Origin of the sequence: Geobacillus vulcani PSS1 (assembly GCF_000733845.1) — a bacterium.
In the GTDB taxonomy this organism is placed as follows: domain Bacteria; phylum Bacillota; class Bacilli; order Bacillales; family Anoxybacillaceae; genus Geobacillus; species Geobacillus vulcani.
This window is the reverse complement of record NZ_JPOI01000001.1, coordinates 2,265,220-2,290,000: the sequence shown is the minus strand read 5'-3', so window position 1 is coordinate 2,290,000 and position 24,781 is coordinate 2,265,220. Positions and strand designations below refer to the sequence as shown.

The window sequence follows — 24,781 nt, the reverse complement described above, 5'->3', positions numbered from 1 at the left end:
TCGTGCGACTTGCCGGGTCTCGAGCGAAAAGAAGATGTGCACATTGACGTGCAGAACAACATGTTGACCATCAGCGGTACGATTCAACGCCACCACGATGTAAGAGAAGAACAAATGCACCGGCGCGAACGCTTCTTCGGCCGCTTCCAACGTTCGATCACCCTGCCGGCTGATGCGGCGACGGAAAACATTCGCGCGACGTACAAAAACGGCGTGCTCGACATTCACATTCCGAAAACAACAACAGGAACGAAAAAACGCGTTGATATTGAATTCCACTAATATGGAAGGGAGCGGTTGATCAACCGCTCCCCTTTTCACGTCCCTCGCTGCTGGCGCGGATGACGAGCTCCGTCGGCACGACGACTTTCTTGCAGATGGTTCGGTTGGTCGTCAACCGTTCAACGAGCATCTCTACCGCTGTTTCACCCATAAATTCTGTGTATACTTTCACCGTTGAAAGCGGCGGGTGAAGAAAGGCGGCGGTCGGAAGATCATTGAACCCCACAACGGCCACTTCTTCCGGAACGGCGATGCCCGCTTCGTGCAACGCGCGCAAAGCGCCGATGGCCATCGAATCGCTGGCGATAAAAAACGCTGTCGGCAAGTCCCCTTTGGCAATCGCCTCTTTCATCAGCCGATAGCCATCCTCGGCCGTAAAGGAGCCAATCCATACATGGCGCGAATCGTGTATCCCCTTGACATATAAATATTCGTAAAACGCTGTTTCCCGCTCATCACGAATTGGCGTTTCCCCGTCAACATATTCACGGCCGCCGATATACCCGATTTTCGTGTGCCCAAGCTGAAGCAAGTAGTCCAGCACTGCAATCGTCGCCTGACGCAAATCGATCACGACCGAGTCAAACCGCCGTTCATCAGGCGAGCAGTCGACAAAGACGATTTGCTTCGCCCCTTCGGCAAAGGCGCTCACTTCGTTCGGACCGAATTTCCCGACGGCGATGATGCCATCAAGCCCTTTCATCCGTTCAATCGGATAAGCGCCGTTCTGTTTAAACAATTTGACGAGTTCGATGCCGCGGTCAAAACATTCTTTTTCCACGCCGAGGCGGATCGCCATATAATACGGGTCGTCGATTTCTTGATGCTCCGAATACCAGTGAATGAGCCCGAAGCGAAATGATTCACGCGCCTGTTGGCTCCGTTCCCGCAATGTTTTGTAGTTCAGCTCTTGGGCGACTTCAAAAATGCGTTTTCTCGTCTCGTCGGAGACGGATAGCGTTGTGTCGTAGTTGAGCACGCGCGACACGGTTGCGACGGAGACGCCGACTTTTTCGGCAATTTCTTTTAACGTGGCCATAGTCTGTTTGCGATCCCTCCCTTCCTTCAGTTTCATATGAAACGCGTTTTTTCGCCCCATTTATACAAAAGACGACATCTTCTCCACCGCATGGCTAAGAAAGCGGCGAAACGCGTCCCTTCCTCGCTTGTCCCGCTTAAACACCCCAGCGTGCTCCAATACGGTCACAAACCGTTGTCCGACTTCGTAGCGCAAAATGTCATGGACATTTTCCTTCGTGATGTCCGGGTAGGCCGAGCGAATGGCTTCGCACCAATGCCAATGTTTACGCATTGTCTCATCCCAGTCTTCTTTTTTCGTCCGATGCACAAGGTAGTCGGCCAACGCTTCGAGTTCCGAGGCCAGCCGCCCCGGCAGCACCGCCAGCCCCATCACTTCGATCAAGCCGATATTTTCTTTTTTGATATGATGCAGTTCCTGATGCGGATGGAAAATGCCGTACGGATGCTCTGCCGATGTTCGGTTGTTGCGCAAAACGATGTCCAACTCAAACAAATCGCCGCGCCTCCGGGCGATCGGGGTGATCGTATTGTGCGGGACATCGCCGCTGTAAGCGATAATCTCGACACTTGGATCGCTGTACGCCCGCCACACCTCATACAGACGCACCGCCGCCTCCAGCACGTCCTCTTTCGCCCCGGTTAAGCGGATCACCGACATCGGCCAGCGGACAATCCCCGCCGTCAGTGATGGAAACGAAGGGAGATCAATATATTCCTCGATCTCTGCCTTTTCCATCGCAAACGGATAGCGCCCGCCTTGAAAATGATCGTGTGTTAAAATCGAGCCGCCGACAATCGGCAAGTCAGCGTTTGAGCCGATAAAATAATGTGGAAATTGTTCCACAAAATCAAGCAAACGTTCCAGCGTCTTCCGCTCCATTTTCATCGGCACATGCTCGGCGTGGAAGACGATGCAATGTTCATTATAATACACGTAGGGAGAATATTGGAAATACCACTGTTCATCCAATAACGTGATCGGGATGACCCGATGATTGGAACGAGCTGGGTGGCTCCACGTTCCTTCATACCCTTCATTTTCTTTGCACAGCACGCATTTCGGGTACGAGGATGACGGTGCTCCTTTCATTTTGGCGATTTCCTTCGGGTCTTTTTCCGGTTTCGCCACATTAATGGTGATATCCAATTCGCCGTAGATGGTCGGCACTTTCCACTGCTGGTTTTGAGCGATGCGCGCCGTTTGAATGTAATTGGACGATTGGCTCAGCGAATAAAACCAGTCCGTCGCCTCCTGCGGGTCGCGGCGGTATCGCTCGTAAAAGGCGCGGATCACTTCCGACGGCCGGGGCATGACGCAATCCATCAGTTTCGCATCCCATCTATCGCGCTCGGTCGTTGTATTCGTTTCCAACAATCCTTGTTCATACGCCCAATCGATCATGGCGTCCAACACTGGAGCCGGCGAGGCCAAGGGAGTATCCTTGACCTCGACAGGCTGCCATTCAGTGAGTCGGAGCGTTGCCAGCAGGCGGTTGCGCGCGTACACCGCATCTTCCGGCATTAAAAGACCACGCTGCTTGGCATAATGAATCAGTTGTTCAATCGCCGCAAAAATCGTTTCCATTGTCACACACCTCGATAGCCGTTCGGCCGTGCTTTGTGCCATTCCCACGCCGATGCGACAATATCCGTAATGGATGGGAATTTGGGCTCCCAGCCAAGCTCGCGCTTTGCTTTTTCCGATGACGCGACAAGTCTCGCGGGGTCGCCCGGACGCCGCGCCACAACGCGGGAGGGAATGGGATGACCGGTCACTTGCCGCGCCGCTTCAATCACTTCTTTGACGCTGAAGCCGTTGCCGTTGCCTAAATTGTACACGTCGCTGGCCGCTCCGTTCCGCAGTTTATGAAGCGCCAAAACGTGGGCATCGACGAGATCGAGCACATGAATGTAGTCACGGATGCATGTGCCGTCGGGCGTATCGTAGTCATCACCGTAAATGGAAATGTCCTCGCGCTGGCCGAGCGGCACTTTCAAAATCAACGGAATCAAATGCGTCTCCGGATCATGGTCCTCGCCGATTGCCGTGCCGTACGCTCCGGCAACGTTAAAATACCGAAGCGAAATCGAACGAATGCCGTAGGCGCGATCCGCCCATTTCATCATCTTTTCCATCGCCAACTTCGTTTCTCCGTATGCATTCGTCGGTTCCGTCGGATCGGTTTCAACGATCGGGACTTGTTTCGGCTCCCCATACACCGCGGCGGTGGAAGAAAAAACAATTTGTTTGACATCAAACTCCTTCATCACTTCAAGCAGCACTTGTGTGCCGTACACATTGTTGTCGTAATATTTCAGCGGCTCTTCCATGCTTTCACCGACCAATGAGTTCGCCGCAAAATGAATGACCGCCTCAATGTCGTGCCGGCGAAACACGCCGCGCAAAAAGTCGCGGTCGCGAATATCGCCTTGGCAAAACACTGCATCAGGGTGAACCGCTTCTTTGTGCCCCGTCTGCAAGTTATCGACAACGACGACCTCTTCCCCTTTTTCGAGCAGACGGTATACCGCATGGCTGCCGATATACCCTGCCCCTCCGCAAACCAAAATCATCGGCACATCTCCTCCAGTTCCGTGAGTTCTTTCGCCCCGTCACCAACATCAACGACATAAAAGCTTGCTTCGTACCCGATTTTTTCGGCATACGCGTTTCCGACCCGTTCAATGAAGTCTTGAACATAGGCTTTTTTTACAATGTTCACCGTGCAGCCGCCGAACCCGGCTCCGGTCATGCGCGCCCCGACCGTTCCTTCGTGCGCCCATGCCGCCTCAACGAGCGTATCGAGCTCGATGCCTGTCACTTCATAGTCGTCGCGCAGCGACAAATGCGACTGCTTCATCAGCTCACCAAAACGAACAAGGTCTCCCTGCTCAAGCGCCCCGGCCGCCGCAAGCGTCCGCTCGTTTTCCGTCACCGCATGGCGGGCCCGTTTTTGTTCGAGCGGGGAAAGAAGGTGAGCGTATTGATCCAGCTCTGCGCTCGTCAGCTCGCCGAGCGAGGCGATGTTGCGCACGTTTTGCAACTTGGCAAGCGCTGCTTCGCACGTCGCCCGCCGCTCGTTGTACGCCGAGTCCGCCAGGCCGCGCTTTTTGTTCGTATTGGCGATGACGAGCGAACAATCGTCAAGCACCAATGGCAAATAGCGGTACTCAAGCGTCTGGCAGTTTAGTAGGATGGCGCAGTTTTGTTTCCCCATGCCGACGGCAAACTGATCCATAATGCCGCAATGGACGCCAACGTATTTATTTTCTACCTTTTGGCTCATTTTCACAAGCTCCAGCTGGTCGAGCCCGCGCCCGAACAATTCGTTGAGCATCACCGCGGTCACGAGTTCAATTGACGCCGATGACGACAGTCCGGCGCCGTTCGGGATCGTACCGTTATACAAAATATCCAATCCGGTCTCCAGCGGGCCAAGCGCCTGGAACGCGGCCAAAACCCCTTTCGGGTAGTTCGCCCAGCCGTGCTCGCTCCGGTATGACAAGTCATCATACGAGACAGTAATGACACCTGTTTCCGAAAAGTTTGTTGAGTACATCCGCACAAGCGGCTCTTTCGTTGGCCGCACAAGCGCATACGTGCCCATCGCAAGGGCGCACGGCAGCACATGCCCGCCGTTGTAATCGGTGTGCTCGCCGATCAAATTGACGCGGCCGGGGGCGAAGAAGATACGAACCTGTTTTTCACCCCCACCAAATACATTTCTAAAGGTTTCTGTCAAGCCGAAACTAGCAGCCATGATGACGCCTCCTAAACAATCAATTCCTAGTATATATTTTAGTATAAATTTTACTAAAAAACAATAAAAAAGAATTTTTTCTAGGTTGCTTATTCGACATGTAACTCAGAATGGTACTGTCAAGAATTTTGTGTAATGTAATGGGGGTAGGGTTTCTCTGAAATGGATTTGAATTGATAGGGGACTGGTTTTCTCCACACAGGAGACTGAATATTCAGTTTCTTGTGTGGAAAGGGAGAATCCCCCTATTTTTGTTAATTTACAGTATTTGGTTAATGATAACGTTCTTCAAACATTCGTTGAAGGACTTCGTGCGCTTCGGCAAATCCTCGTAACTTTCTCCCTGCCCACTTCTCATTAAAATCTTGAATGGTTAAATACACGACTTTTTCAGCGGCTTCTAAACTACTCAAACTGTTCATCGGCTTGAGACGTTTCCGAATCTCCTTGATCGTTCGTTCAATGGCATTGGTCGTATAAATCACACTTCGAATACTGCTTGGATCATCCATAAATGTTAGGAGGACATCCAACTCATTCGCCCAAGACTGGACTTCTCTCGGATACTTGCTGGACCATTTTGATTCAAACTGTTGAAACATCTGTAACGCCATCTCCTTATTCGGTGCGCGATCAATCAGTTTGAGATCCTCTGCCACTTCGAATTGATCTTTTTTCCGAACACGATTTAAGGTATTACGTACTTTGTGAACGACACAACGCTGTACATCGGCTTTCGGATACACCGCCTTAAAGGCTTCTTCTAGACACGGTAGTCCATCGAATACCCCTAAAAGCACTTCCTTGACGCCTCTTTTGTAAAGGTTTTGAAGAATTTCCTGCCATACATAGGCATTTTCTTGTCCTCCCACAAAGAAATCAAGAATTTCGCGATACCCTTCTTCATTCACCCCTAACACCACATAAATGACTTCTTTCTCCACGGTTTCGCGACGAAGTTTTACATATAAACCATCCAAATATAAGACCGAATAACGCTTTTGTAGAGGACGAGTGTGCCATTTCTCGATGTCTTCCTTTACCACATCCGTGATATGACTGATCGTCGTGGGAGAATACGCATTTCCTAAAATTCGTTCAATAAACTTGCCAATTTCCCGTGTACTCATGCCGCTTTGATACATCTTGATGATGGCTTCTTCCAGCCAGCCGGTGTGTCGTTGGTAAGGGGCAAACAGCTGTGTTTGAAATTCTCCGTTTCGGTCTCTTGGGACCAAAAGACCTTCAATTCGGCCATATTGCGTATCTAGATTTCATTGATAGTAGCCGTTTCTCATGTTTGGCGTTCCAGCCTGTTCGATTTCGAGGAAATGTTTGATTTCTTCCCGCATGATCAGTTCTAATTTTTCTTTTACAAACTGACGAATGGTATTTTCCAATTGATTTGCCCAGTCTACATTCGGTATACTTTTAGACATAGGTAGGGTTCTCCTTTCTCTAAGATTTTTGGTCCAATCAGAGAATACCCTACCTTTTTTCTTTTGTTCTAGCAAAATGCTTTACACAAAATTTTATACATCATCAATTTGCTCATCTACAGTCTTTTGTAAACATTTTTTGTATGGAGTAAATTAAAAGAATACTTGAAATAAAGATTAACAACGTATAAGCATTAACGTAAAAAGTATTTGTATATTGATTTATCCAGCTAAAACGGTAGATTTTAGAATTTACGTTAGATGGAGGTCCTCCGAGTTGTTTAATTAAGTCTAAAACATATGTAATTTCTAAAAAAGCGGACATGCTTAAAATACAGAATGAACCAATACTCATAGACAACAAACCTCTCTTTGAAATGCTCTTGTTAGTGAGGACTTTCCATAACTCCATCCCAAAGAACAAAAATGAAAATGCTGCTAACATGATAATAAAAAGCCCCGGATTTCCGTTACCTGAAGTTACGTGAGGCTCTTTCGTAAAAAGTTCCGTTAGATATAACATCAATAAACAAACTAAAAATGATATAATAAGCCGTTTAGAGAATAACTTCAAAATAAATCCTCCTTATCCATTTTTACGAATTTATATTAATAATAAAACAGCCCTTAATCAACATAAGGGCTGTATTATGTTTAGGATAGCCACGCAAATTCGATGTCTTGGTCGTCACCTGTCCAATCAAACCAGTGCGTACCTGTATTATCTGCACCATTATCTGGATCTTTGTAAGCAACATGTAAATCGCCTGCATAAGAACCGTTTTTATCATATCCAATTCCACAAACAAAATGATATTCGATTTGTGCTCCACCAGAGTCAAATAAATCAAAACGGATAGCAACAGGGTCGTAGCTATCTATGGCACCAATAAATTTGGAACTATTCCCTACCGCATCTGTTACTTTATTAGAGCTCCAAGCATTACTTGTATGGTAAACGTGTGTAAGAGCACCGTTGGCCCACATTGTAATTGTTGTTCCTAACCATGTACTCCCCATCTCATTATAAAGATGATTAACTAACGCTGCCCATGAGCCATAATAAGCGTTATCTCGAACATTATAACCTAACTCATCATGATAATAATCCATAATCATAGCGGCTACTGTTGGACCACAAGCTGAACTCGGATTATTAATACCGGAACTACGCTGATAGATACGGTCAACGCCACTTAATACTTTATAGTCTGTAGCGGCGATAGATATCATTCCATCGCTACTATCTTTCAACAACCCGTCCCAACCCGGGCTTCTCTTATCACCTTTTTTCAACGATTTTAATTGTGCTTTTTCAACTTTTTTATACTCTTCTGTTCCATCTTTTTTTTCGGCTTTTAATTTCTTTAATGTTGCAGATTTAGCTTTTTCAAATTTTTCTTTTACTTCCTTACCACTTTTACCGAAGCTAAATTTGTTTACACCGAAATAATAGACTTTTTCATCTTTCATTTTTTTATTCAGAGTTTCTTCTAGATCTACATCTATACCATACTGTATCATAGGATCTATTGTATCAACTGCTGAAGTAATAAAATAGCCTTTTGTCTTTTCGGATTCCACAGTGAAATAGTATCCCACAACGGTATCATCAATATCGTAGAGATGTTCTTTAAATACAATTTTACCGTCTCTTAAATCATGTAACTGTTCATTTTTTTTGATAAAATTATTAATGGCTTTTTTAGCCTCCTCAACACTGATAGTATTATAAGAAATAGACTGTGTTGAGATTTCTTGCTTCGGAGAATTAGCTTGTGCGATTACAGGTAAGCACAAAATGCTCCCTAACATTAGGGTAGAAATCAGCTTTCTTTTTTTCATACACACCATCCTTTTTTCAATTATAGTAATAACTGTAGATGAGCAACACGGGCCGCCCACGCCATTCAAGGGTGTGATTGGCACTACTCGCACAAAGATCATCCATCCGTCTGGGGGCATTCGCTCGTTTGCCTGATGGTGCACACCTTCACGCAAGCGTTTCCGTTCGCCTTTCGTCTGTATGACAAGACAGCGGGAAGAAGCAAAATCGACCTGGCGATCGAGATGCTTTCTTCGCTCAAGGGGAAGTGGGCTCAGCCGGTGTATGTGCTCATGGATTCATGGTATCCGTCCCAAGCGCTCATCGAAGCCTGCCTGAAACAAGGATTCCATGTCATCGCCATGCTCAAGACGAACCGGATTCTCTATCCGAAAGGCATCGCCGTCCAAGCAAAGGAGTTCGCCCGCTATATCGAGCCCAACGACACCCGCCTCGTCACGGTGGGGAAGGAGCGTTACCGCGTGTATCGCTACGAGGGACCGATCCATGGCGTCGAGTATGCGGTGGTGCTGCTGGCTTGGAAGGTGGATCAACCGATGACGCCGAATCATCTCCATGTTGTCTTGAGCACCGACCGGGAGCTTAGCGATGAAGAGATCTTGCATTACGATGCCCAGCGCTGGACGATCGAATACGTTTTCTGGCAGGCCAAAGACCAGCTGAAGCTTGACGGGTACCGCGTTCGCCACGTTCGGGCGGTGAAACGGTATGGGGCAGTGGTGCTGTTCGCCTGCGTATCCAGCATTGGGGAATCCCAACAAGACCTCTCTTCCGGACTGAAGCTTCTTCGGTCTCGGAAAGGACACAGCGTCGTGGAGTTCATTTATGATGCTGCTAAGCAAAATATTCCCATTGATGTGATCAAAAAACAGCTCCCTGTTGCCTAAGGGGTACCCTGTTTGTCTCTTAGGGAATGGAAATTACTGTAATGAAAAATGCTCATCTACAGTATTTAAGATTTTTTTGTTTGTTATTTCAAGTGATGGACATAGTTGGACTACTTGAAACAAAATCATCCCCTAACCCGTATAATTCATTAAAATCCATATATCCTAAAACTAGAAAAAACATGGAGGCCCTTCAAAAATGGAAGCAAAACTACAGTTGCAAGAGGAATTGAAGCGGATCAACCAGTGGGAACACTCCCAAAAAGACCTCTGGTTTTGGGAAAAGCTCGGCCGCTTGCCGTTTCAAGTGTTGGACAAGCTGACGCCAAAAATGGTTCATCGAAAGCTCGGGCAATGGCTCGACGAATTAGGAAGCTATATTCAAAACGGTGGAAAATACTTAGTGAAGAAAGAGAACATATTGGAACGCCTTGGTGTCACGTCGCTTGAGGAAGTGCCGCACTTGCCGCTTGAGACGATGGATTGCGTCTGTGATGAATTGATCGAGGCGCGCGTGACGTTCGCCCAACTGCAAGGAGCGGCGACCGGAATCGGCGGAGCGCTGACGCTGGCGGTGGACATCCCCGCCCTGCTCGGACTGGCGCTGAAAACGCTGCAAGAAATCGCCATCATCTATGGATACGACCCAAACGAAAAACAAGAGCGCGTGTTTGTCGTCAAATGCCTGCAGTTTGCCGCAGCGGACATCGTCGGGAAAAAAGCGATTTTAGAGGAGCTGGCTTCATTTACCGGCCAGCGTGAGCGGGTATTTTCCGAGCTGCAAGGCTGGCGGGAAGTGATGATGACGTTCCGCGACCAATACGGGTGGAAAAAGCTGTTTCAAGCCGTGCCGATCATCGGTGTCATTTTCGGTTCGCTGTTTAACAAATCGTTTATGGAAGATATCGCCGAAACCGGGAAGATGCTCTATCGGAAGCGGCGCATCATCGAGAAGCTCAAACAATGGGAACCCGATGTCTAGACGACACCGGGTTCGATTGATTTCGGGATGATGCATAGGCGAAAGCGGCGCCATTCCCTCCTATCGAATGGCTTTCAGCCGCCACATCGCGCTGAAAAAATCACCCGCACGAGGCGGCACGGCGAGTCCGGCGTACATCAGCTCATCGCCTCCATAAACGCCAAGCCCCTCGATTTCGTAGTCTTGATTCGGGTCAAGCCCTTTGAGGCGCAGGTATGACAGCGGCGCGTTCGCCTCGGCCAACACGCGAAAGTAGGCGACGAGCGCTTCCGAGCGGTCGGCGGAGACGAACATCCACGCTGCTTCATTGCCCGCAAACGGGCTTATCAACCGATAGAACGTGCCGAACTGGACGAGGCGGCGCACCTCCTTGTAAAACGCGACTTGTTCTTTTATCATTTGTTTTTCTGTTTCTGTCAGCTTTGTGATATCGAGCTCATAGCCGAAGTTGCCCGACATCGCGGCATGGCCGCGTGTCTTGAGCGGCGTCACTCGCCCGACTTGATGGTTCGGCACCGCAGAGACGTGGGCGCCCATGGCGCTCACCGGATAAACAAGGCTCGTGCCGTATTGAATTTTCAGGCGCGAGACGGCGTCGGTATTGTCGCTCGTCCACGTTTGCGGCATGTAATGCAGCATCCCCGGATCAAACCGCCCTCCGCCTCCGGAGCAGCTTTCAAACAAAATGTGCGGAAAGCGTGAGGTGATCTCGTCCATGACGCGATACAGTCCAAGTATGTAGCGATGCGCCGTTTCGCGTTGGCGCTCAGGCGGCAGGGCAGCCGAGCCGATTTCCGTCATATGACGGTTCATATCCCACTTCACATAAGTGATTGGAGCGCTCGCCAACACGTTCGAGATCGTTTCGATCATATAATCGCATACATCTTGGCGGGAGTAATCGAGCACAAGCTGGTTCCGCCCTTCAGAGCGCGGACGGTCCGGCACATGGAGACACCAATCGGGATGCTTCCGGTACAGCTCGCTGTTTGGCGACACCATTTCCGGCTCGATCCATAAGCCGAACTGCAGCCCGAGTTCGTTCACTTGTTTCGCCAACCCGTCTAAGCCGTTCGGAAGCTTGCGCCGGTTGACGATCCAATCGCCGAGCGAACGGCGGTCGTCGTCGCGCTCGCCAAACCAGCCATCGTCAAGCACAAACAGTTCGATGCCCAGTTCCGCTGCCGTTTTCGCAATGTTGACGAGTTTTTCTTCGTTAAAATCGAAGTACGTTGCTTCCCAGTTGTTGATCAAAATCGGGCGTTCGCGGTCGCGGAATGCGCCGCGCGCCAGGCGGGTGCGGTACAGTTCATGGTACGTTTGCGACATCCCATTTAACCCTTGGTCGGAGTAGACCATGACCACTTCCGGCGTTTGGAACGACTCGCCCGGCTGAAGCAGCCATGTGAAATCAAACGGGTTGATTCCCATCGAGACACGGGCGGTGTGAAACTGGTCCACCTCGACTTGGGCGAGGAAATTGCCGCTGTACACAAAACTGAACCCGTACACCTCACCTTGATGCTCATCGGCGTTTTTGGCGGCGAGCGCGATAAACGGGTTTTGTTGGTGGCTGCTCGCGCCGCGGCGGCTTTCGGCCGCCTGCACACCGGTCAGAAGCGGGCGCCGCTCGATCCAGCGTTCGCGCCCCCACGCTCCGGGGAGATGGATCCAGTCATAATCGGCAGACGGGAAATCGACGCTCATGCTGAGCGCCCGCAACAGCTTTAGGCGCTCACGCCCCTTGTTTTCGAAACGGGCCGCACGCGTGATGGCGTTCCATTTTTCATACGCGGTATACTGCAACGTGACCTCTAGGCCGCTCAGCGCATCCTCGAGGACAATTTCCAACGTTTCCGCTTCATTCTCGTGTTCCACGTATGTCGCCGGCAGCCCGTTCAGTCTAGGCTTCCCTTTGTAAATACGGTGCGTCTTGTAGCGCAAATCCGTCACCGTCGAACCGTTCTCAAGCTGCACGTGATACGCCGGGGCACGGAAATCGGTATTCCCATAGGCCGGATATTCTTGCGGCAGCGTATCGAGCGAAAACGTGCGGTCGGATGGGTCGGGATTGGGGGAAAACGCGCGGTCCAGCCGCGGAAACCTCCGCTCCCCCCGAACATCGCGCACCGCTTTTCCCCAATAGACATGAGCCAAATAGCCGGAACGGACGAGCTGCATGACATATGTTGTGTCATTGGCTTTAAGATAAAACGTCTTATTGGTTGGATCAAATACAATTGCCATATCGCTATCCTCTTTCTAAACAAGATTCTTTACTCTGCGAACACAAAACGCAACCGGACAAATGCGCGCAAACTGGCTTGTTCTTATGCACGTTTACTTGATTGCCCCTCTTGTGACACCGCCAATAATCCATTTTTGGGCAAACAAATAGACGATGATCATCGGAGACAACGCCATTAAATAGGAAGCGAACGCTAAATTGTAGTCCGTGCCGAACTTGGACTGAAACACATATTGAACCAACGGAAGCGTCATATCGGACTGGTCGCTCAGCACAATCAACGGCAATAAAAAGTCATTCCACGCCCATAGACAGGTTAGAATGGCAACGGTAGCGTTAATCGGCGCCATAAGCGGGAAAACCACGCGCCAAAACACGCCCCATGCACTGCATCCATCCATAATCGCCGCTTCTTCCAATTCCTTTGGAATCGAACGGATATACCCGACGTAAATAAAGATATTAAACGCAATGCCATAAACGACATACAGAAAAACAAGTCCGCTGGGATTATTCATCCCAAATGCCGATGTCTGCTTGACAATCGGCAACATAATAATCGGAAACGGAATAAACAAGGCGCTGACAAAGTAATAATATAAAAACTTAAAAAATTTCCGGTGCATATTGCGGGCAATGGCATAAGCGACCATCGAATTCGTTATAATGGTCAAAACAACGGTGGTTACCGTAATAAACGCGCTGTTTTGAAACGCTTGAAAAAAGTTCGTAGCCTTGATCGCTTTCGCAAAATTTTCCACATGCATGCCGACCGGCAACGACAGCACTGAGTCTGCCAATTCCTCCGGCGTTTTTAGCGCGATGGACACCGCCATATACAAAGGAAATAAAATGAACAGCGCGCCGACCGCAATCAACAATGTGGCAACCCAGTTTGTTTTCTTGGCCATCACATATCCACTTCCCGTTTTTGTAAAAATTTAATCTGCGCAATCGATACCGCCATAATGACAATAAAGTAAATGACCGAGTTCGCCGACTGGTAAGCGAACTCCCCGCCTTGGAATCCACCGTTGTAAATGTGCAATGAAATCGACTCAGTCGCCCGTCCGGGCCCCCCGCCTGTCAACGCCACGACTTGGTCAAATACCATTAAAAAGTTTTTCATCGCCAACACCATATTGATCGTAAAAAACGGCGCAATCATCGGAAACGTAATATGCCGAAAGTTTTGCCATTTGCTTGCTCCGTCCAAACTGGAAGCCTCATACAGCTCAGACGGCACGGTTTGTAGCCCCGCTAAGTATAAAATCGTATTAAAAGCGCACGCCTGCCATACAGCGACAATGACAATGCCGACCCATGCCCATTTTTCGCTTCCTAAAATATTCGTGGAAAGCGCCTCAATCCCCAGCTTCTCTCCCCATAAAGGGAGTACGTTAGCAAACAAGTAGTTGAAAATATAGCCTACAATCAGCACGCTTAAAACATTCGGCAAAAAATACACAGCGCGAAAAAAATTTTTGAACTTAATTTTTTCATTCAACCCTATAGCGATCGCTAAACTGAGGACATTGACGAGCACGGTCGACACAATGGCAAACTGAAAGGTAAACAAGTACGAATGCCATACGTTTTCGTCCTGAAACAAGTAGTAGTAATTTTTCAATCCAACAAAGTCGTACGTTAAGCTTAATCCGTCCCAATTGGTAAAGGAATAGAAAATGCCTTGGAGGGCCGGAAACGTATGAAATACCGCAAATAACACGACAGCCGGAACGGTCATTAAGTAAATCGCGATGTTTTTCGGTTTTTTGATTTTCTGGAAAATAGACAATGAAACGCTTCGTTCCCTTGTCACAACAACCTCTTTCCGCATCGTATCACCTCCTAATGATAACAGGGGGAGAAAAACCGAGGAACTCCCCCTATTTTCTTCCCGTTTCTCCTTCTTGCCTAATTACTTACGCCCTTTCACTTTTTCCCACTCGGCGTCCATTGTTTTTAAAAACTTCCCCACATCTTGATCATGCGTCAACTGTTGCAACAAATTGGCCAAATTGATGCTCGGCGGAATATAATGGTCTGGGAAATCGACCAACGCTCCCTTGGCAAAGCTTTCTTTTAACCCTTCCAACATCGGATCTTCCTGCGTTAATCCCTTGATGGCCGAGAACGCATTTTGTTCAGCCATGTACGCCTTTGCATTTTCCTCTTTTAATAAGAAGTCGATAAATTTCTTTGCTTCTTTCGGATGTTTTGATGTTTTCGAGATCGCAAAAAGAAGATCAACGCCGGATACCAATTTGGTTTGTTCCGGATTGTTTGTGACAGGATAAGGGAATACACCGAGTTCAATATTCGGATTGGCCTTTTTAATTTCCGGGATCGCCCAAATGCCTTGCAAGTACATCGCCGACTCGCCTTTGGCAAACGCCACATTGCCATCCGCATACCCTTTGCCAAATTGATCTTTATGCCCGTACTTCAACAGCTCCACAAATTTTTCGGTTGCTTCTTTATACCCTTTTTCAAAGCTTGTCTTGCCTTGATTTAAATCTTGGAAAAATGTTTCCCCTTGGGTGTTGGCTGCCAAAGCGTTGTAAGCAGGCAATGTCGTCCACGCATCTTTAAACGTAAAGTAAAACGGCGTTTTTCCGGCTGCTTTGATCTTTTCGGCTGCAGCTATAAACTCATCCCATGTTTTCGGAACGCTCAAACCGAGTTCTTTGAAGATGGCTTTGTTGTAAATGACAGCATCCGCATTGGCCGCATAAGGAATGGCATACACTCGTTCGAGTCCGCTGACGTCTTTTACCATTTGAATATACGAAGGTTGAATGTTGTTCAGTTCCGGCGCTTTCGTGACATCTTCAAACATCCCCGCTTTGGCGAGTTCCGCAAATGTCGTATCAGCGCCAACCCCAACGATATCTGGCATGTCCCGTTTAGCGGCGCGGGCTTTTAATACCGTTCCTGCATCCGGAGGATTGGCGTTGACAACATCAATGTTTGGGTTTTCTTTTTCAAATTTTTCAATCAGTTTATCGAATGTTCCCCTTGCTTCGGGTTTGTAATGGAAAAACTCAATTTTGACTTTTCCGCCTGATTCGCTTGCATTTTGTTCTGCTTTATTCGCGCATGCGCTAAGCAGCGAAAAAGTTAATGCACTGGACATGATGAGTGCGAGCGCTTTTTTCATCTTCCTTGTTCCCCCATTTCCCTTTGCTAACATGTACGGCCTCATTCAACAATCATCCGTTTTTTCGTTAAGTTGTCAGCGCTTACTTTTTTCGTTACATAGCTTCTTGCTATGATTCTCGCCGCTCACCCCCTTTATGTATTTTGGCCGTGTTTTGCACAGCTTTCCCTAATAATCAGCTCCGCCGGAGTGACGATTTTGACCGGAATGTTTCGGTTTCCTGCCATCCGCTCATGTAACGCATTTGCCGCAAGCTTTCCCATTTCATGCGCGTATATTTTCACAGTCGAAAGGGGCGGGTTCAAAAACGCCGCAGCGTCAATGTCATCGAAACTAATAATAGAAATGTCTTCCGGAACTTTCAGACCCTCTTGATGAATAGCGTGCAAGGCGCCGATCGCCATCGGGTCGCTGGCGATGACAAACGCACTCGGCCAGTCCCCGGAGTCGATGGCCCTCTTCATTAATTCGTATCCGCCCGCAGGCCCCCAGTCGCCAATGAACACTTGTTGCGGCTCGTAAAGCCCGAGCGCCCTCATCTTTTTCTCAAACGCTCGCTTTCGCACATCGTCAATTTCATAACTTTTGCCGCCGTTCATTTTTTTTACCGTTTCGGTGCCGCCGATATAGCCGATTCGGTGATGGCCAAGAGTGAGCAAGTAATCAACGATGTTCTCTGTAGCCGCTTCCAAATCGGAACAAACGACATCATACCCCTTTACATCGATGACTTGGGTCACAAATACAATGGGGATGTCTTCCTGAACACGGCTCTTGATGTCATCAGGGTCAATGCCGCCAATGACAATGAGCCCATCAAACTCGTTGACGTCTTGTATACTGGCTTCACCGTTTACTCGGATCACCGAAGAGATACGAACCGGCAATTGCTCACACTGCTCTTCAATGCCGCGGCGGATCAGGCTGAAATATGGGTCTGTCGCTTCTTCATGTTGGGATACCGCAATCAAAAGAGCGATCTGATGCCATTCGCTTTTTCGCTGACTGGTACGGTTGGCATTGCGCCTCCGCACCGGTTTATAATTGAGCTGTTTGGCAATCTCCAACACGCGTTGGCGCGTTTCCTCGGAAACGGAGAGAGTTGCATCGTGATTTAAAATTCTTGATACAGTTGCGATTGATACGTTCGCTTTCTCAGCAATATCTTTCATCGTAATCATCATGTCATCACACGCTATCCTTTTAGTTAAATTAACTGATTTACTTAAGTAAAATATAGCAAATTCAATGATAAAAATCAATAAAACATTTAAACTTATACGATTTTTTCTTAAATTGCGTTTTAGAAATCGCCACATGTCCACTCTTTTATTTTACTAAATTTAATCAAAAAAAGAGGCGCTCAATCTTGAGCGCCGGTCCTTCTAGATTCTTTCTTTATTTACTATCTCATCCGCTTCCCCCAACACCGCTCGTCGCAGTTCCTTGTCGAGTTCTTTCTTATACACGTCCCGCTCTTCTTCCGTCCACCCCAAATACCGCGCCATAAACGCCACCACTGCCTCTTTCTCCCGCCGGACCGAATCAATGTCAAACAACAGCGCGCCGGTGCGGCGGATGAAATAGTCGGCCGGTTTGGCCGCCATTTCTTCCTCCATGGCATAGACGAGGCGGATGAACGTTTCGCGCGTTACACCAGATGAACGGTCGTATTGCCTGCTTAAAGCAAACAGCCGATCAACGTTCGTGCCGTATTGTCTCGCCAGCCGCGCTCCCGCTTCTTTCGTTAATCCGTAGCGCACCGCTTCGTCCGCCTTTTCAGCGATGAAGGCAGGGAGGCGGTGCGAGCCGCCGACATCGCCGCCGGAAATCGGCAATTGTTTCGTCCGACACGGCTGAAACACGTTTCCTTCTTCTTTCTCCAGCTGCTTGGCAACAAGATCAACGACGGTCTCGGCCATTTTCCGGTAGCCGGTCAGCTTGCCGCCAGCGATCGTAATGAGGCCGGACGGCGACGTCCAGATCTCGTCTTTGCGGGAAATTTCCGATGGGTCTTTCCCTTCTTCATAGATGAGCGGGCGGACGCCGGCCCAGCTTGATTCCACATCGGCCGCGGTGATGCCGACAGACGGAAACATGTAGTGAATCGCTTGCAATAAGTAGTCGCGGTCTTCGTCCGTCATCGTTGGGTGGGCCGGGTCGCCGTTATAAAACGTATCGGTCGTGCCGACATACGTCTTCCCGTCGCGGGGAATGGCAAACACCATCCGGCCGTCCGGGGTGTCAAAATAAACGGCTTGCTTGAGCGGAAACCGCTTTTGGTCGATGACGATATGGACGCCTTTGGTCAGTTGGAGGCGTTTGCCCGTTTTCGAACCGTCTTTGTCGCGCAGTGCATCGACCCATGGCCCAGCGGCATTGACGACTTTTTTGGCGCGAATGTCATACACTCGTCCGCCGAGCAGGTCGCGGCAGCGGGCGCCGATGATCCGGCCGCGCTCGTCGTACAAAAACTGTTCCGCCTTTACATAGTTGACGGCGTCGGCGCCAAGCTCGACCGCTTTTTTGATCACCTCGATCGTCAAGCGGGCATCGTCCGTCCGGTACTCGACGTAATAGCCGCCGCCAAGGAGGCCGTCGCGCTTTAAGAGCGGCTCTTTTTCCAACGTCTGCCGGGCGTTAAGCATCGTGCGCCGCTCGCTCGGCTTGACGCCGGCCAGCCGGTCATACAGCCAAAGGCCGACCGACGTGCTCCATTTGCCAAACGTCCCGCCGCGATAAATGGGCAGCAGCATCCACTCCGGTGTGGTGACGTGCGGGCCGTTTTCATACACAATCGCCCGTTCGCGCCCGACTTCGGCGACGAGCTTCACCTCGAACTGCTTCAAGTAGCGCAAGCCGCCGTGGACGAGCTTGGTCGACCGGCTTGACGTGCCGGCGGCGAAATCTTGCATTTCGACAAGCGCGACCGTCATGCCGCGCGAGACGGCATCCAGGGCGATGCCGCACCCGGTGATCCCCCCGCCGATCACCAACAGATCGTATGGCTTTTCGCTCATTGCCTCGAGAACATCGTTCCGCTGTTTGCTTGAGAATGTCATGCTTGACTCCTCCTTTGAAAAAAGACAAAAAGAGACCAGTGCAAACACGATAAGCCTTCGCCTACCATGTGTGCATGGTCTCTCCTTGTCTCCTGACTGATGATTAACTTGTGTTGCTTTTATTGTAGCAGACTGCGGCCGATTTGGCCAGCTCAACGCATTATCCATTGTAGTGGCGCCATAATGTTTCGTTGGACGTGGTCACCGCCACCGCCCCAGCTTCCAACGCGCGCTCGACATCATCGACGGTGCGGATAAGTCCACCGGCATAAATCGGCTTCCCGGTCCGTTCTTTTACTTCGTGGATGATGTGCGGCATGGCACCCGGAATGACTTCGATGCAGTCGGGATTCGTTTTCGCAATCATCTGATAGCTTTTCTCCAACGCGTGCGAATCAAGCAAAAAGATGCGCTGCACGGCCAAGACACGCTTTTGGCGCGCCTTCATAATGACGCCCGCTTTCGTGGAAATCAGGCCATGCGGGCGAAATTCCTGGCAAAGATATTCCGCCGCATGTTCATCATGACTCAGCCCTTGCACCAAGTCGACGTGAATGATCAACTCCTTGCCATGCCGGCGCGCATAGGCAAAGATGCTTTTTAACTGGGCAATATGCACCTCAAGCAACACGCCGACCGTGTAACCGCTTGACAAAAAGGCGTCAAATTGCTTCATCGTTTTGATGGCCGGAATGATGCGCTGTTTCGCTTCCATTTTCTTTTCTTCGATTCATCCTCTCATTTTGTCGATCTCATCTAAGCATGACAGTGACATCATGGTTCGCGGTTTGCATGTGGCGATTTTCACCCCGCGCTTGCGGAATTTCTCAACGAGATGATGAATCACCTTTTTGCTTGCCGCCTCTTCCTCATGGGGATGTCCCATTGCCTCACGCTCCTCTCCTATTCCGCTTTCGGAATGGCGAGCTCTACCGTCGTTCCTTTCCCAACTTCGCTTTCCATCGCAATTTGCCCGCCGTACTTATCGATGATCTCCTTGGCGATCGAAAGGCCGAGCCCGGCGCCGCCCTGTTCGCGGCTGCGCGCCTTGTCGACGCGGTAAAAGCGCAAAAAGACGTTTTTCAGCTCCTCTTTCGGGATGCCGATGCCATAATCGCGGATAGACACGATGACAAACGGCCCTTCCTCGCGCAAGGAAATCGCGATTTGTTTCACTCGCTGAGAATATTTTACCGCATTGTCAAGCAAAATGAACAGCAATTGTTCAAAATGATGCTTCGCCATCGCCGCGCGCGCAATCGGCTTATCCGGCTGGTCAATCAGAAATTGAAAATCCGGGTGCAAGACGCGGAAATTTTTGACGACTTGTCCGACAGCCGCTGCAACATCCATCGGTGTCACTTCATCCGGCACCGCAATCGCCTCGGCGCGCGACAAGTCAAGAAGCTCCAAAACGAGCCGCTTCAGCCGCTCCGCTTCTTTCACCGCCGCCTCGAGCGACTCCTCTAAAATCTCTGGATTATGCTTGCCCCAACGCTGCAGCAACGAAAGATGGCCTTGCAAAATGGCGATCGGCGTGCGCAACTCATGGGACGCATCCTCAACAAACTGCCGCTGCATGGCGAACGATCGCTCAATTTCATCCATCATGCTGTTGAACACGAGCATCAGTTCCGTCATTTCATCGCGCGCCGGAGGCACATCAATGCGCCGTTTCAGCCCGTCGTTTTGAATGTCCGCCATCGTTTTGGCCAGCGTTTGCAGCGGCCGGACAAAGCTTTGCGCCACGAACCGGCCGGCGACAGCGCTTGCCGCCATGGCCAAAAAGCCGATCACCGTCATGATGAGAAAAAGCGTATTGGTCACTTGTTGAAACCTTGCCAGCCGGCGGGCGATTTCGATCGTCCCATGCAAGTTGCCGATATGAAGCGGCTGACGGAGCAGCAAAAATCGCTCATTGTTGATGAAATGCTCATCCATTTTCCGCTTGTCGGGCATCTCGCTCGGCGATAGCGACACCGCTGCCCCGTTGGAAACGGAGACGATGACGTTTCCTTTTTCATCCGTGACGCGAATGAGTTGGTAGCGCTCATTCAACCTTTCCAAAAACGCGCGGCTGCGGCGAATTTCCTCCCACGATAGATTACGTTTTTCCGCGTAATACGTTTCAATTTCCGCCACCGTTTGTTCCATCGTTTTTTCTTCTTCTTTGAGCAGCCATTGTTTGACCATATGGTATTGCAAAAACGTAAACACAAAATACGTAACGAAAATCGCCCCGGCCGACAAAACGGTCAGCTTCCCTTTCAGCGAAAACCGGCGAATAGCCCCTCTCTTCATGGCCGCATCACGTATCCCGCGCCGCGCACCGTTTGGATATATCGCTCTTTATCGTGTTCGTCAAGCTTTTGCCGCAAGTAGCGGACATACACATCGACAACGTTCGTCTCGACTTCGGCGTCAAATCCCCACACTTTGTCAAGCAGCGCATCACGCGTCAAGACGACATTGATGTTTTGCATAAAGGCGACGAGCAAGTCGTATTCCCGCTTTGTCAGCTCAATAAACTCGTCTCCTTTTTTCACGGTGCGCGCCTGCACGTCAACGACTAAATCTTTAAACGTCAACACTTGGCCGTTCGCTTCCGGATGAACGCGGCGGAACAAGGCGCGGATGCGGGCGAGCAGCTCCTCAATGGCAAACGGTTTGACGATGTAGTCATCGGCCCCATTATCGAGCCCCATGACGCGGTCAAACACGCTGTCGCGCGCGGTGATCATAATGATCGGCGTCGATTTCGCCGCTCGGATGCGACGGCATACTTCCATGCCATTTAAACGCGGCAACATCACATCAAGCAAAATGAGATCCCACTGCTCCGAGAGAGCGCGCTCAAGCCCTTCGCGTCCATCGGCGCACACATGCACGTCAAAGCCTTCGTGTGTCAAGTCAAGCTCCAAAAACCGGGCGAGCCCGGCTTCATCTTCAATCAATAAAATACGTCCGTTCATCCGTTGCTCCTCCTCTCTTGCAGCTGTTGCGGCTTCCACCTTTGCACATCCCCGATTTCTTTCGTTTCATTTTTACTATACACAACAAAACGCCCACCGCCAACGGCGAGCAGCGGGCGAAAAAGAGTGGAACGCCATTGGCGGGCTGCCCTGAAAAGCACGCCGCCAAAAGGCGGTCCGGCCAACTGTTCATGAATGGCGGTCGACGATCCAATCGACAATGGCTTGAACGATTTCCAACACTTGATAAGAAAGAAGCGACACGGCTGTTCCAGAAAAAAACAATGTCACCAGCCAATGAACCCAATGCATCGCGCCATCCCTCCTCCCGCCGCCGGACAACCAGCAGCGTTATTGATGTGCATCTCATGGATGGTGGTGTCATTATATTCCATCCGGGTTAAAACAAGATGAAAACTCTCTAAAAAAGTATGAAGTAGCTTTTTTTGCGCTCTGTACATACATTGACAATGAATCGCTTTGCCAATCGGCAGCGTCCCGACAGAACCATTTCGCTGTTTTGAAAAAAGGAGGAGAGCGCAATGAATGAATCGTTTCAACCGCCAGCCAGCGGGGGAGGCCATCACCCGTTCCATCATTTGCGGAAAATGATGAATCAATGGTTTGATGAACGGCCGTTGCAAAAACTGTTTGAAACGCTCGATGACTATTTCGCCCAAACGTTTGCTGAAGCGTACATTCCGATCGAAGTGAAAGAGACGAAGCACGATTACCAAATCATTGTTCGGCTGCCTGACATCAAGCGCGAACAAATTAGCCTGCAATGGCAGGAAGACGGTTTGCAGCTGATCATCGACCATCATGAATGGATGGAATCGTCAGACAGCCATGGCCAGGTATACGAACGCCGCCACGCACGGCGGCGGGTGGCGCGGCTGATTCCGTTTCCGTATCCAGTCGCTGAGCATGAAGTGAAAGCGTCGTTTCAAAATGGGACGCTCACCATCCAGCTGCCGCAAAAACGAAAATATATCGATATCGACTGAAGACGATCCAGCCTGTGTGTACATTCAAAAGCCATTTTGGCAGCGGCCAGCGCCGCGCTTGGACGTGAAACAAGCCGTTCCCCTCATGGGGAGCGGCTTGTTTCTTATCCAGCTTCCTATTGTTTATGGGGTGAATTTCCGGAATGTTCGCCCTCTTCCAGCGTTCTTTTTTGATCCACCCATTCGTTGGCGATTTCCTCGCGGTGGTTCGGGGATTTGTTTTTCCGCTTCCGATTGTCGTTGCGGTTCGTCACCGCCATCACCCCCTTACTGTTTGCCACTCGCTTGCCTTGCCGCGGCCAAAACGATGCATACATACTTTCCCGGCTGACAAGCTACGCTACTTACTAGGAGGTGTAAAACGAATGGTGAAACTGCCCGATTTCAAACAATTGAACGACCGACTGATCAACGAGCCGTCGGATGAGCCGATGCTTGTCATCAAAACGAATCTCGATCCAGACCGCGTAACGGAGGAAAACCCATATGCCAACGGCCGAACGAACGTAAGCAAAGAGTTTCTCTCTTTTTTTGAAGGAGGAGGCCGGTGATGGAACAAACCCTTGCCTATTTGCGCGAAGTGCTGTCCAACTATTTGGATCACCACGACGACACCCCAAAACGCATTTACAAAAAACTGATCAGCAAACCATACCGAGGCGAAGGGGAATTTGTCCGCGACTTGACGCAAGAAGAAAGCGCCTTTTTGGACCGCATTTTGCCTCATGAAATCCGCTATGCGATGGATGAGCGCGATTATGAGCGCGTATATCAGCTCAATGAAGTGTATGAGCTGCTCATTTGACAACGTGAAAAGGGGCTGACCCAAAAAGGTAATTTCCCTTAAACAAAACACAACATAATGATTGTGTCATAAGAAAGGGTGTCCCGATCCCTTTTGGGACACCCTCTTTGTCTTTCAAGCGCCCGACCGTCACGCCATGCCGCGGTTTCATTTTTTAAACGTACCAAGCAGCCCTTTCAGCACGCCATTCACTTGATTGACGGTATTGATCATTTGCCCCACTGTACTCATCATTTTGTTGATATCGTAGGTTCCGTCGCTGTTTTTAAACTGGGCGAGAAACGACGGGCGCGGCGGCGGCAAAAGCGGCCCCGGCTTTGGATATGACGCCGGATGGGAAGGCGGGACGGCATGGGTGGACGGAAAAAAGGGCCAGTGCCCCGGCGCCGATGGAAAAGATGAACCTCCATAGTGGAAGTAAGGATGATAATGGCTGCCTAAGCCATACGGACCATACGTGGGCGGTGGTAAAACCGGGCGCGAGTAACGATGCATATTCCTTCTCCCCCATTGTTGGTGTCCATTCCCCCTTGCCTAGAAAGCGGCTCGTACAGGCAAGATGCGGCCGTGCGCTGTTTCGCACGCAAACGAACAACATTCATGCTGATGAGCCACCAACCTTCCAGGCCGAAGAGGTGGGCTGCCACTAGTATATGTGACGGCGCCCGATGGCGTGTACGGACATGTCATCTCTTGTCGGAAGTTTTAATTTTCCGAAATCGGCCTTCCTCCCTATTTTCATGGTACGATGTAAGAAAGGGGAAGGGGGAAAAGCACCAATGAACGTGACGGAGTTAAAGCATAAGTTTATGGCGGTCAAACATTGCGAACCGGCTGAGGCGAACGAACTGCTTGATTTTGCCCGCCGTCTGTATTTGCGCGGGGAAATTTCGCTCGCTGAGTACCGCGATCTCGTGCGTGAGCTCGAAAAAGTCGGCGCCTCTCAGCCGGATGAAGCAGGCGAATACGCTGGGCTGTAAGACGATGAGGGAGCTTTTCCCTTCTTTTTTTTGCCCTCTGTTCCTCAAGACGCATAAAAAACGATGTTTCTTCCCACCCTAAAGAGGCAAGAAGAATTGCCGTACAAGGGGGGATTGGCGATGGGTCGAGGTGTCCATTTTAACCATAAATTGAAAGGCCATGACCATGAAAAGCCGAAACATGGAAAACCAGCGCCGCCCAAGCACACTGAGCGGGTCGAATACGAGATCAACACCGTCGCTACTGCAGAAGGCGGCCCGGTCTCGATCACGACAGGGAAAGACACGTAAAACAAAAAGCTGTCC

The 24,781-nt window shown here is 49.9% G+C and carries 25 protein-coding genes and 2 pseudogenes (1 of these 27 cut by a window edge); 8 read left to right on the top strand and 19 right to left on the bottom strand.

Features of this window, described 5'->3' with window-relative positions; genetic code table 11:
• Positions 1–282, top strand: partial view of an Hsp20/alpha crystallin family protein gene (locus tag N685_RS0112430; RefSeq protein WP_011231631.1) — the 3' portion only. It extends 162 nt beyond the left edge of the window; 282 of the gene's 444 nt are visible here — the last part of the coding sequence; the start codon falls outside the window, past its left edge; it ends in the stop codon at positions 280–282.
• 19 nt (positions 283–301) lie between these two features.
• On the opposite strand, the gene N685_RS0112425 is transcribed toward N685_RS0112430, so the two are convergent.
• The 6 genes and pseudogenes from N685_RS0112425 to N685_RS0112395 form a co-directional block, all read right to left on the bottom strand.
• Positions 302–1,321, bottom strand: coding sequence for a LacI family DNA-binding transcriptional regulator (locus tag N685_RS0112425; protein ID WP_031408804.1), 1,020 nt, complete (start codon positions 1,319–1,321; stop codon positions 302–304).
• Positions 1,322–1,381: 60 nt separating this feature from the next.
• Positions 1,382–2,908: a UDP-glucose--hexose-1-phosphate uridylyltransferase gene (galT, locus tag N685_RS0112420; RefSeq protein WP_031408802.1), complete on the bottom strand. Its 1,527-nt coding sequence runs from the start codon at positions 2,906–2,908 to the stop codon at positions 1,382–1,384.
• Between the two features lie 2 nt (positions 2,909–2,910).
• Positions 2,911–3,897 carry a UDP-glucose 4-epimerase GalE gene (galE, locus tag N685_RS0112415; RefSeq protein WP_031408800.1) on the bottom strand — a complete coding sequence of 329 codons (987 nt, stop codon included), beginning with the start codon at positions 3,895–3,897 and terminating at the stop codon, positions 2,911–2,913.
• Positions 3,894–5,084: a galactokinase gene (locus N685_RS0112410; RefSeq protein WP_031408798.1), complete on the bottom strand. Its 1,191-nt coding sequence runs from the start codon at positions 5,082–5,084 to the stop codon at positions 3,894–3,896. Before N685_RS0112410 ends, galE begins: the two co-directional genes overlap by 4 nt.
• Before the next feature lie 272 nt (positions 5,085–5,356).
• A pseudogene (locus N685_RS18425) lies at positions 5,357–6,523 on the bottom strand (IS256 family transposase).
• 654 nt (positions 6,524–7,177) lie between these two features.
• Complete coding sequence (locus tag N685_RS0112395) at positions 7,178–8,368, bottom strand: C39 family peptidase (RefSeq protein ID WP_031408794.1); 1,191 nt, start codon at positions 8,366–8,368, stop codon at positions 7,178–7,180.
• 42 nt (positions 8,369–8,410) lie between these two features.
• On the opposite strand from N685_RS0112395, the pseudogene N685_RS18420 reads away from it, so the two are divergent.
• A pseudogene (locus tag N685_RS18420) lies at positions 8,411–9,256 on the top strand (transposase); the annotation flags it as partial.
• 199 nt (positions 9,257–9,455) lie between these two features.
• Positions 9,456–10,238 (top strand): EcsC family protein, encoded by a 783-nt coding sequence (locus N685_RS0112385; protein WP_031408792.1) that lies wholly within the window; start codon positions 9,456–9,458, stop codon positions 10,236–10,238.
• A gap of 60 nt (positions 10,239–10,298) precedes the next feature.
• On the opposite strand, the gene N685_RS0112380 is transcribed toward N685_RS0112385, so the two are convergent.
• From N685_RS0112380 to N685_RS20165, 11 genes are all read right to left on the bottom strand, one after another.
• Complete coding sequence (locus N685_RS0112380; protein WP_031408789.1) at positions 10,299–12,485, bottom strand: alpha-galactosidase; 2,187 nt, start codon at positions 12,483–12,485, stop codon at positions 10,299–10,301.
• Between the two features lie 93 nt (positions 12,486–12,578).
• Positions 12,579–13,397 (bottom strand): carbohydrate ABC transporter permease, encoded by an 819-nt coding sequence (locus tag N685_RS0112375; protein ID WP_031408787.1) that lies wholly within the window; start codon positions 13,395–13,397, stop codon positions 12,579–12,581.
• A complete protein-coding gene (locus N685_RS0112370; protein WP_031408785.1) occupies positions 13,397–14,233 on the bottom strand; it encodes a carbohydrate ABC transporter permease in 837 nt (278 codons plus the stop codon). The genes N685_RS0112375 and N685_RS0112370 overlap by 1 nt, the downstream gene beginning before the upstream one ends.
• A gap of 174 nt (positions 14,234–14,407) precedes the next feature.
• A complete protein-coding gene (locus N685_RS0112365; RefSeq protein WP_031408783.1) occupies positions 14,408–15,649 on the bottom strand; it encodes an ABC transporter substrate-binding protein in 1,242 nt (413 codons plus the stop codon).
• 134 nt (positions 15,650–15,783) lie between these two features.
• Positions 15,784–16,968, bottom strand: coding sequence for a LacI family DNA-binding transcriptional regulator (locus N685_RS0112360; RefSeq protein ID WP_084177475.1), 1,185 nt, complete (start codon positions 16,966–16,968; stop codon positions 15,784–15,786).
• A 66-nt stretch (positions 16,969–17,034) separates the two neighbouring features.
• Positions 17,035–18,711 carry a glycerol-3-phosphate dehydrogenase/oxidase gene (locus tag N685_RS0112355; protein WP_031408779.1) on the bottom strand — a complete coding sequence of 559 codons (1,677 nt, stop codon included), beginning with the start codon at positions 18,709–18,711 and terminating at the stop codon, positions 17,035–17,037.
• A 160-nt stretch (positions 18,712–18,871) separates the two neighbouring features.
• Positions 18,872–19,426 (bottom strand): glycerol-3-phosphate responsive antiterminator, encoded by a 555-nt coding sequence (locus N685_RS0112350; RefSeq protein WP_031408777.1) that lies wholly within the window; start codon positions 19,424–19,426, stop codon positions 18,872–18,874.
• 15 nt (positions 19,427–19,441) lie between these two features.
• Positions 19,442–19,597, bottom strand: coding sequence for a hypothetical protein (locus N685_RS19805; protein ID WP_011231640.1), 156 nt, complete (start codon positions 19,595–19,597; stop codon positions 19,442–19,444).
• 17 nt (positions 19,598–19,614) lie between these two features.
• Complete coding sequence (locus N685_RS0112340) at positions 19,615–21,012, bottom strand: HAMP domain-containing sensor histidine kinase (protein ID WP_031408775.1); 1,398 nt, start codon at positions 21,010–21,012, stop codon at positions 19,615–19,617.
• Entirely contained in the window at positions 21,009–21,683 is a 675-nt protein-coding gene (locus N685_RS0112335) for a response regulator transcription factor (protein WP_031408774.1), read from the bottom strand. Before N685_RS0112335 ends, N685_RS0112340 begins: the two co-directional genes overlap by 4 nt.
• A gap of 189 nt (positions 21,684–21,872) precedes the next feature.
• Positions 21,873–21,995 (bottom strand): hypothetical protein, encoded by a 123-nt coding sequence (locus tag N685_RS20165; RefSeq protein ID WP_256371114.1) that lies wholly within the window; start codon positions 21,993–21,995, stop codon positions 21,873–21,875.
• Positions 21,996–22,225: 230 nt separating this feature from the next.
• On the opposite strand from N685_RS20165, the gene N685_RS0112325 reads away from it, so the two are divergent.
• The gene (locus N685_RS0112325; RefSeq protein ID WP_031408772.1) at positions 22,226–22,690 is read left to right on the top strand and encodes an Hsp20/alpha crystallin family protein; all 465 of its coding nucleotides are present in this window, start codon (positions 22,226–22,228) and stop codon (positions 22,688–22,690) included.
• Positions 22,691–22,806: 116 nt separating this feature from the next.
• On the opposite strand, the gene N685_RS19800 is transcribed toward N685_RS0112325, so the two are convergent.
• A complete protein-coding gene (locus N685_RS19800; protein ID WP_167333002.1) occupies positions 22,807–22,944 on the bottom strand; it encodes a hypothetical protein in 138 nt (45 codons plus the stop codon).
• A 111-nt stretch (positions 22,945–23,055) separates the two neighbouring features.
• On the opposite strand from N685_RS19800, the gene N685_RS0112315 reads away from it, so the two are divergent.
• Together N685_RS0112315 and N685_RS0112310 are read left to right on the top strand one after the other, a co-directional pair.
• Positions 23,056–23,241, top strand: a complete 186-nt coding sequence (locus tag N685_RS0112315) for a hypothetical protein (RefSeq protein ID WP_031408769.1) — start codon at positions 23,056–23,058, stop codon at positions 23,239–23,241.
• A complete protein-coding gene (locus tag N685_RS0112310) occupies positions 23,241–23,495 on the top strand; it encodes a sigma-G-dependent sporulation-specific acid-soluble spore protein CsgA (protein WP_031408768.1) in 255 nt (84 codons plus the stop codon). Before N685_RS0112315 ends, N685_RS0112310 begins: the two co-directional genes overlap by 1 nt.
• 147 nt (positions 23,496–23,642) lie before the next feature.
• Here N685_RS0112310 and N685_RS0112305 read toward each other — a convergent pair whose 3' ends face one another.
• The gene (locus N685_RS0112305; RefSeq protein WP_031408766.1) at positions 23,643–23,990 is read right to left on the bottom strand and encodes a YppG family protein; all 348 of its coding nucleotides are present in this window, start codon (positions 23,988–23,990) and stop codon (positions 23,643–23,645) included.
• Positions 23,991–24,274: 284 nt separating this feature from the next.
• On the opposite strand from N685_RS0112305, the gene N685_RS0112300 reads away from it, so the two are divergent.
• Positions 24,275–24,475: a YppF family protein gene (locus tag N685_RS0112300; protein ID WP_031408764.1), complete on the top strand. Its 201-nt coding sequence runs from the start codon at positions 24,275–24,277 to the stop codon at positions 24,473–24,475.
• Between the two features lie 120 nt (positions 24,476–24,595).
• Positions 24,596–24,766, top strand: coding sequence for a hypothetical protein (locus N685_RS19795; RefSeq protein WP_013144930.1), 171 nt, complete (start codon positions 24,596–24,598; stop codon positions 24,764–24,766).
• The last annotated feature ends 15 nt before the right edge of the window (positions 24,767–24,781 follow it).